This window comes from Gracilimonas sp. (genome assembly GCF_035704785.1).
Taxonomy (GTDB): domain Bacteria; phylum Bacteroidota; class Rhodothermia; order Balneolales; family Balneolaceae; genus Gracilimonas.
In genome coordinates this window covers 1-7,378 of sequence record NZ_DASSWP010000053.1, presented here as the reverse complement: position 1 = coordinate 7,378, position 7,378 = coordinate 1, and the positions used below count along the sequence as shown (strand labels likewise).

General features: G+C 39.9%; 11 protein-coding genes and 2 pseudogenes. 10 read left to right on the top strand and 3 right to left on the bottom strand.

Translation table 11 applies throughout. The annotated features are described in order from the left end of the window. A pseudogene (locus VFM80_RS02830) lies at nt 1–218 on the top strand (bifunctional 5,10-methylene-tetrahydrofolate dehydrogenase/5,10-methylene-tetrahydrofolate cyclohydrolase); the annotation flags it as partial. Here VFM80_RS02830 and VFM80_RS02825 read toward each other — a convergent pair. Together VFM80_RS02825 and VFM80_RS02820 are read right to left on the bottom strand one after the other, a co-directional pair. After that, on the bottom strand, nt 215–628 hold the full coding sequence (locus VFM80_RS02825) for a type II toxin-antitoxin system VapC family toxin (protein ID WP_395069341.1): 414 nt from the start codon (nt 626–628) through the stop codon (nt 215–217). The pseudogene VFM80_RS02830 and the gene VFM80_RS02825 sit on opposite strands and share 4 nt — an antisense overlap. Nucleotides 629–630: 2 nt before the next feature. Further along, nucleotides 631–870, bottom strand: coding sequence for a type II toxin-antitoxin system Phd/YefM family antitoxin (locus tag VFM80_RS02820; protein ID WP_395069340.1), 240 nt, complete (start codon nt 868–870; stop codon nt 631–633). A gap of 218 nt (nt 871–1,088) precedes the next feature. On the opposite strand from VFM80_RS02820, the gene VFM80_RS02815 reads away from it, so the two are divergent. Further along, complete coding sequence (locus tag VFM80_RS02815; RefSeq protein ID WP_395069338.1) at nt 1,089–1,430, top strand: hypothetical protein; 342 nt, start codon at nt 1,089–1,091, stop codon at nt 1,428–1,430. Here VFM80_RS02815 and VFM80_RS02810 read toward each other — a convergent pair. Then, nucleotides 1,427–2,200, bottom strand: a complete 774-nt coding sequence (locus VFM80_RS02810) for a hypothetical protein (protein WP_395069336.1) — start codon at nt 2,198–2,200, stop codon at nt 1,427–1,429. The two genes, VFM80_RS02815 and VFM80_RS02810, sit on opposite strands and share 4 nt — an antisense overlap. Nucleotides 2,201–2,324: 124 nt before the next feature. Here VFM80_RS02810 and guaB point away from each other — a divergent pair, with 124 nt between their 5' ends. The 8 genes and pseudogenes from guaB to VFM80_RS02770 all read left to right on the top strand — a co-directional run. Next, nucleotides 2,325–3,803, top strand: a complete 1,479-nt coding sequence (gene guaB, locus VFM80_RS02805; RefSeq protein ID WP_395069335.1) for an IMP dehydrogenase — start codon at nt 2,325–2,327, stop codon at nt 3,801–3,803. A gap of 15 nt (nt 3,804–3,818) precedes the next feature. After that, nucleotides 3,819–4,208 carry a hypothetical protein gene (locus tag VFM80_RS02800; protein ID WP_395069333.1) on the top strand — a complete coding sequence of 130 codons (390 nt, stop codon included), beginning with the start codon at nt 3,819–3,821 and terminating at the stop codon, nt 4,206–4,208. Between the two features lie 120 nt (nt 4,209–4,328). Next, nucleotides 4,329–5,012, top strand: a complete 684-nt coding sequence (locus VFM80_RS02795; protein ID WP_395069331.1) for a hypothetical protein — start codon at nt 4,329–4,331, stop codon at nt 5,010–5,012. Continuing rightward, nucleotides 5,012–5,869 carry a M23 family metallopeptidase gene (locus tag VFM80_RS02790; RefSeq protein ID WP_395069329.1) on the top strand — a complete coding sequence of 286 codons (858 nt, stop codon included), beginning with the start codon at nt 5,012–5,014 and terminating at the stop codon, nt 5,867–5,869. Before VFM80_RS02795 ends, VFM80_RS02790 begins: the two co-directional genes overlap by 1 nt. A 42-nt stretch (nt 5,870–5,911) precedes the next feature. Next, on the top strand, nt 5,912–6,319 hold the full coding sequence (locus tag VFM80_RS02785; RefSeq protein ID WP_395069327.1) for a bactofilin family protein: 408 nt from the start codon (nt 5,912–5,914) through the stop codon (nt 6,317–6,319). Nucleotides 6,320–6,323: 4 nt separating this feature from the next. Next, on the top strand, nt 6,324–6,554 hold the full coding sequence (locus tag VFM80_RS02780) for an AtpZ/AtpI family protein (protein WP_395069325.1): 231 nt from the start codon (nt 6,324–6,326) through the stop codon (nt 6,552–6,554). Beyond that, a complete protein-coding gene (locus VFM80_RS02775) occupies nt 6,535–6,906 on the top strand; it encodes a hypothetical protein (RefSeq protein WP_395069323.1) in 372 nt (123 codons plus the stop codon). Before VFM80_RS02780 ends, VFM80_RS02775 begins: the two co-directional genes overlap by 20 nt. A gap of 19 nt (nt 6,907–6,925) precedes the next feature. Beyond that, a pseudogene (locus VFM80_RS02770) lies at nt 6,926–7,378 on the top strand (F0F1 ATP synthase subunit A); the annotation flags it as partial.

Sequence of the window (7,378 nt, the reverse complement as noted above, 5' to 3'; positions counted from 1 at the left end):
TCAAAGAAGGGGCGGTTATTATTGATGTTGGGATAAATCGAATTGCAGATGAAAATTCTGAAAAAGGTTATAAGTTGGTTGGGGATGTAGATTTTGAATCTGTACAGAAGAAAGCCAGCTGGATCACGCCGGTCCCGGGTGGCGTTGGCCCCATGACGGTAGCTATGCTGATGAAGAATACGCTGCTGGCTGCGAAGAGGAGTATTTATCCGGATTAATGCACTATTCCTATCTCTAACTCTTCAGCAGCTTTAAGTAAGATTTTATCAAAGCTTAGGATAGGTAATTTTCCTTCATAACATACCGATAGATGGAGCACATCAAGAGCTCTTAACGGTAGTTCGGTTTCTTTTAAAATTGATGCAGCTATATCATAGTTTTTTTGGTGTAATGTGTACACACTTATAAGCTGTTTTCGCATTTGATCTTCAAATTCATTAATTGCTGCTTCACTCTCTGCCTGAGTCATTGTATTCATTCTCAGTTTTTTGTTTACTGCTGAAATGAATTCAACTTCAGTCAATGAACTTACTACAATTTCATCAGCTTCTTGAAAAAGTAAGGAAACGGTCTCTGTCTTTTCTTCTGGGACATAAAAAGCCACTAAAGAACTGGTATCTACATACATTATTAGTATCGGTCCTCTCTTCTCATATCAATAACTGTTTGAGACAGTGGTTTACCTTTAACTTTGAATTGTTTGCGGAATTCAGTCATATCCGGAAACTTCGCTTTCTTGGGCTTTTCATAATTCACCAATTTGGCAATGGGTTTATTATGTTTGGTAATAATAACCTCTTCTCCACGCTCTGCTTCGGTGAGATATTTTGCTAATTGCTCTCTTACTTTATTTACAGGTACTTTCTTCATGACTAAAAATTAAATTATGTACATAAATAAATGTACATAAATAGTTCACTTTTCGCTACTATACAATGCAAGAAGTGTTCCTTGCATAAAGGATTTTGTGTTTTAGAGTTTTCGTAGCCAGGTAAATCATTTTTTGAATAATTTAATCACGGGGTGACACTATGTTGTCACTTACTGTCATTATCATTGGGTAAATCATAAAACAAAACCCAAATATTATGACAAGCAACGCACTTTCAATCACCCCAGAACAAAACCAGTCTTCAACTCTTTTTGCCGTTCCGTTATTAAAGCGAATCAAAAAAGAGGGACGCCGGGAATTTACAGAAATGCAACAGGCGTTTGATTTACTAGGCTGGGGTAATTTACCGGATGAGCTTAAAATTGAAATCAATGAAGATGTTAAGTTCATGGTTCAAGAACTCAAGGGGCGTTTTTCATCCTGCGATCCCTTTGTAAAACGCCGCCGTGAATCTGTTCACTATTGGGTGAGCAGTTTTCAGGATGGTATTTGCTCACTGGAAACAGCCACCAAAGTGCTTAAAGTAAAACCGCTTTAAGCATTAAGATCTTTGGCTTTCCCTGAATTGGTCTTTTCCTGAGACTGGTAAACATCACGTTCATCAATTTTGATAGAACTCGCAGAAGTTCCGAAAGACCTGATCTTTTTGGAGAGAACATGGGTAAGCTTTTCGAGCTGTGCTTTTTGTTTTCGGTAATAACTCTTTAGAAAAAAACGGCTCATGGCAAATCCACCCAACCCAAAAAATGGAGCGATTAATAAGGCTGTCTCTTTGCCACTGATCTCTTTTACAGCTATTATGGTGATGATGAAGGCAAAGAAAAAACTCAGGAACCCGGTGAGCATTTTAAAAGGCCCCCAGGAAGAAACCATCTGAATTTTAGTCTGTCCATCTTTTGGGGTAAAGGAGAAATGCTTATAGCCAAATTCACTTTTCCGCTGTTCCCACTCATACGTTTTTCCGGTTTTGTTGATCTTACCGATTCCGCCGGTAACTTTGCGGATCTCCAAAACGATTTCTTCCCACTGCTCATCAGTAAATTCGCCCGGAATAGCTGAAACGTCCTGAATTTGTGAGGTTCCTTTTAGGTAACTGTAGGATTGTTCATCAAGATCAGGCTCATCGATCGTATTCAAAGCTTCAATCAACGCTTCTCTACTGATCCCAACTTCTTCAGCAACATGTAGAAGTTCTTGCTCCGTTAACCCATCAGGGTCTTCATGATGTTCTTTCAAAGCCTGAATTTCGGAAGCTTTGACAAGGATCCGGCTAATTTCTTTTCGGGAATAATTTTTAGAATCAGGCATAGTTACATTTGTTTAGGAGCGTCCTACGCGAATCAACTTAAAATTGTTATTCAATGCAGAACTTCCAAAGAGATATACTTATCTTTGAAAAACTGCAAGCCAAATTTTTTTATTGATACATACAATGAATAACTCTTCTCCCTTTAAACAAATTACGCGCCAGGGACTTACTTATGATGATGTGCTCCTTGTGCCAAATTACTCTCAAGTACTCCCTCGCGAAGTCGATACTACGGTTCAGCTGACGCCCACACTCACGCTCAACGTTCCCATTATGAGTGCGGCCATGGATACGGTTTCGGAATACCGCCTTGCTATTGCTCTTGCCCGGGAAGGTGGAATTGCCATGCTTCATAAGAATATGAGTATTGAAGACCAGGCCGAACATGTTCGTTTAGTAAAGAGGAGTGAAAGCGGAATGATCGTTGATCCGGTGACGCTAAAGGAAGGAGCTACTGTTCGTGAAGCCCGGGCGCTTATGAAAAAACAGAAAATTGGTGGGATTCCTATTGTGGATGATGCGGGGATCTTAATAGGTATTGTAACAAATCGTGACCTGCGCTTTGAGTCTGAGATGGGTAAAAAGCTCGGTGATATCATGACGCATGAGAAACTATATACCGCTAAAGAAGGAACCAATCTGAAGCAGGCAGAACAGATCCTTCAGCATTACAAAGTAGAGAAATTGCCTATTGTTGACAGTAATAATAAACTGGTGGGACTGATCACCTTCAAAGACATTGAGAAGAAAAAGAACTTTCCGAATGCCTGTAAAGATGGAATGGGAAGGTTGAGAGTAGGTGCCGCCGTGGGCGTGACTGCGGACACTATGGATCGGGTGGATGCCTTGGTGGCGGCTAGTGTTGATGCTATCACTGTAGATACAGCTCATGGTCATTCACAGGGAGTATTAGATACAATCAAGAAAATCAAAAAAGCTTATCCGAATCTGAATCTAATTGGCGGAAATATTGCAACCAAAGCAGCAGCCCAGGCGTTGGCAGATGCCGGTGCAGATGTTGTGAAAGTAGGTGTTGGGCCGGGCTCAATCTGTACCACACGCGTGGTAACCGGCGTTGGTGTTCCGCAGTTGAGCGCAGTGATGGAAGTAGCGGAATTCACCCGAGAAAATGGTATTGGTTTAATCGCTGATGGCGGTATAAAACAAACCGGAGATATACCTAAGGCAATTGCAGGTGGGGCTGATGCGGTTATGATGGGCTCTATGTTTGCCGGTGTGGATGAAAGTCCGGGTGAAACCATTATATATGAATCCCGGAAATATAAATCATACCGGGGAATGGGCAGTATTGGAGCGATGAATAAAGGCTCCAAAGATCGTTATTTCCAAGATGTGGAAGATGATATCAATAAACTAGTACCGGAAGGCATTGAAGGCCGTGTTCCATTTAAAGGATATCTTGGAGAAGTGGTTCACCAAATGACCGGCGGTCTTCGTGCTGCTATGGGTTATGCAGGAGCCTCAAATATCGAAGAAATGAAGAATGCAGAATTTGTACAGATCTCTGCGGCAGCTTATAAAGAAAGTCACCCGCATTCCGTGCAAATCACGAAGGAAGCCCCGAATTACTCGGTTTCCTGACCTCCTTTGTCCGGCATGAAGAACGTACTGTTCATTGGGTACTACTTTCCACCTATGGGTGGGAGCGGTGTACAGCGTCCGCTTAAATTTGTAAAATATTTGCGGGAATTTGGCTGGAATCCAATTGTGCTTTGTCCCGAATCGGGCATGTACCCATACTTTGATGATAGTCTGCAGGCAGAGCTGGAAAGCATTTCTCCCGAGGTTATTAGGGTTAGCCCCAAAACTCCTTTCCATTTAGGAAGTCGGACATTATCTGCGAAAAAAACCAGTGTGCCGGATTCATTATCAAAAACAGCCCGAAGGTTTCTAAGGCTGTTTATGTATCCTGATAAAAAAAGGGATGGATACAACCCGCAATTGAAAAAGGGTTGGAGATCATTCAGGAAAGGGAGATCGATCTGATATTCAGTACGGCTCCGCCATTCAGCAATCACATGGCAGGAGCAAAATTAAGCCAAGAAAGCGGCATTCCATGGATAATGGATACTTGATTATCGTGATTTTTGGCTGAACAAACACTTCATGGACGATATGTTTGCCTGGCAGAAACGCATCATGAAAAGAATGGAAGAATTTAACTTAGAACATGCAGATGCAGTAACAGGACTGGATAGCTATATGCTGGAAAATATTAAATTCAATTTTCCTGAACTTGATATAAATACTTTTGAGGTTCTTCATGGCTATGATCCTCACGATTTTAGCGAAGGAAAGGATCACAGCGTACTGAATTATAAAGAGGAAAAGTTGTATTTTCTCTACAGCGGTTTGTTTTACGAGCAGAATCAATCGGACATGTTTTTAAAAGCCATAAAGTCTGCAGAATCTAGTGGATTAGTTAATGGTGAGAATATTCATCTACACTTTCAAGGCGGACTTGATCAAAGGATCCATAAACAGGTGAAAAGCAGCAAACTTTTTGAGTATTTTGGTACAGGAAAGCCAATTTTAGGTTTGGTTTACGATGGAGAGTCTTCCAAACTGTTGAAAGAATACACCGCAGGATTTTTTGGGAACTTAGATGATAATGAAAGTATAACTGAACAAATATGCAGTATATATCAAAAGTGGGAGCTTGAAGATCTGCCTCGATCAAGTAAGGAATTTATGGAGAGATTTGACCGAAGAGAGATCACCAAGAATCTTGCTCAAATTTTGACAAAATTTCATCCCAATAATATTCTTGTATTGTTTAACTTACAGTGATGATTGATTTATTAAAAAAATTATTTGAACAACGCCGTAAGAAAATTACGGTTATGTTGCTGGATGATTCAAAACCAGGTGAAGATAACTCATACCATGTATATCCAAAGGGGTTATTTGGATTGATATTAGCCATGTCTGCTACTTTTGCATTGATCGTAGCACTTGTATTTATGCTAACCCCGCTGGGAGGATTGCTTTACAGTACTGATGATGCTGAAATAAGAGCTCAAATTCTGGAGGTTACACAAAAAGCTATTTCACTTGAAGATTCACTGAGACAACAGGATATGCAGCTTCAGGAAATGAAGAATATAATACGCTTAAGTGTTGATACAACTTTAGCCATGGATGAAAGGTTTGAGGAGTACTTCAATGAAGGAAACCTCTCTCAAAATTCTGATTTCATGACTTTTGAACAATCCCGTACGTTTGACAAGCTTTCTCAAAATGAGATTTTATTTTCAAATGTATCTAAAACAGCACCAGATTTTCCTGCAAAATATCCGGTACAAGGATCGTTGACCCGCAGATATTTACCTGATGAAGAACATTATGGCCTTGATATTGCAACAAAGAATAACGAATTGGTTATAAATATCGCAGACGGTTCAGTATTTAATAGCAGTTGGACAATTAACAATGGATATGTAATATCCATCCAACACGGCGGCGGTGTGGTTACTACGTATAAGCACCTCTCAAAATTAAATAAAAAGGAAGGCGACCTTGTCTTAGAAGGTGATATTTTGGGTCAAATTGGGAACGCCGGAGTATTGAGTACCGGACCACATCTTCATTTTGAAATTTGGAAGAATGGAGTACCTCAAGATCCTGAAATTTATTTAATCAAATAAAAACGAATTATGCTAAATTCAAAGAAAACCACAAATAATAACATGTCTGATAGTTCCAGTCACTCACCGGCGGTAAATATTATAAGCGAAGGCACTAAGCTGAAAGGGAATCTAAACTCTCAAACCGACATTCGTATTGCCGGACATGTTGACGGGGAAGCTGCGTCAAAAGGCAAGCTGATAGTGACAGAAAATGGTAAAATAGTTGGTAATTTGAAATCAGTTGAGGCTGATATTGCCGGCCGGGTAGAGGGAGAAGTGAAAGTATCAAATAAACTTACCTTAAGAAAAAGTGCGATAATTGATGGTGATATTTACACTAAAACATTGATAGTTGAAGAGGGTGCTCAGATCAATGGCTCTTGCCGTATGGGTTCTGATGCTAAATTCCTTTCAGACAATGATGATTCCAATGCTGTAAGCGACAGTAAAGTAAAAAGCTCTTCCTGAAGCATTGCCCAATAATTTTCTTCCAAAGAATTATGCAGAATATTTAGGTTTGGGTGCTGAAATTGCAGCATCTTTGATCATTCCAATACTCACTGGTTATTTTTTGGATGAATATTTTGAAACATCCCCTAAATTTATTTTAGCAGGAATACTGTTGGCCTTCGTGGTTTTTGGGCTAATGATCGCCCGGATCAATAAAAAGCTCAATAAACGTGATGATGATCAAATTAAGTGATTCTGTTTTAAAAGGAACCTTACAGTTTTCAGGGCTACTCATGCTCTTGAGTCTCGGTTTTTTTTACATAGGTGAACAAGAGGGAGTGGCAGTCTTATCAGGTGTGATGCTAAGTGCCATTTTTGTAAGCAGCAGTGCATGGATCTTTGACGCCTTCAAAAACGCTGAAAACAGGCTATTTACGAAGATTTTTTTCTTCTCTACCGCAGTACGGTTTTTGCTGGTGCTGACTTTGTTCGCAATTTTAATTGGGGTAACAAAAATTGATGAATTCTACTTTACAGTTAGTTTTATAATTTCCTATCTTTGTCAATCTGTAACGGAAATGATTTTTATTAACAAAATTCTATAAAAAAGAGTAGCAGAAAAAAATGGTTCAAAGCCTGCGTCGAGTTTTTTTAACTCTTTTATTTCTATCGATTAGCACCTCAAATACGTTTGCCGTTGATGCGCCTGAGCAGGACGAAGAGCCTATCCTCGACGTAATGGGAACTGTGGCCGATCACGATTATCTGAAGGTCCCGGGATTTATCAATGAGGGTAAAATATATCTGCCAAGAATTTTTTATTGGGAAGATGCATCTGGAGAATCAAGCTTAAGTACTTATCTGTCTACAAAATCTGCACTGGCCTCCGGTGAATTTATTGAAGATGAAGAGGCCGGAATTGTTCCTGCAAATGGAGGTAGCATTGTTTTAGATCTTTCAATTACTTCTCACTTGATCTACTTTTGGTTAGGAATGCTACTGGCCGTTATATTGACTGTAATGGCTGCAGGCAGATATAAGCGTGGTATTGGCAGAACGGTAGAGCCACAAGGTGCC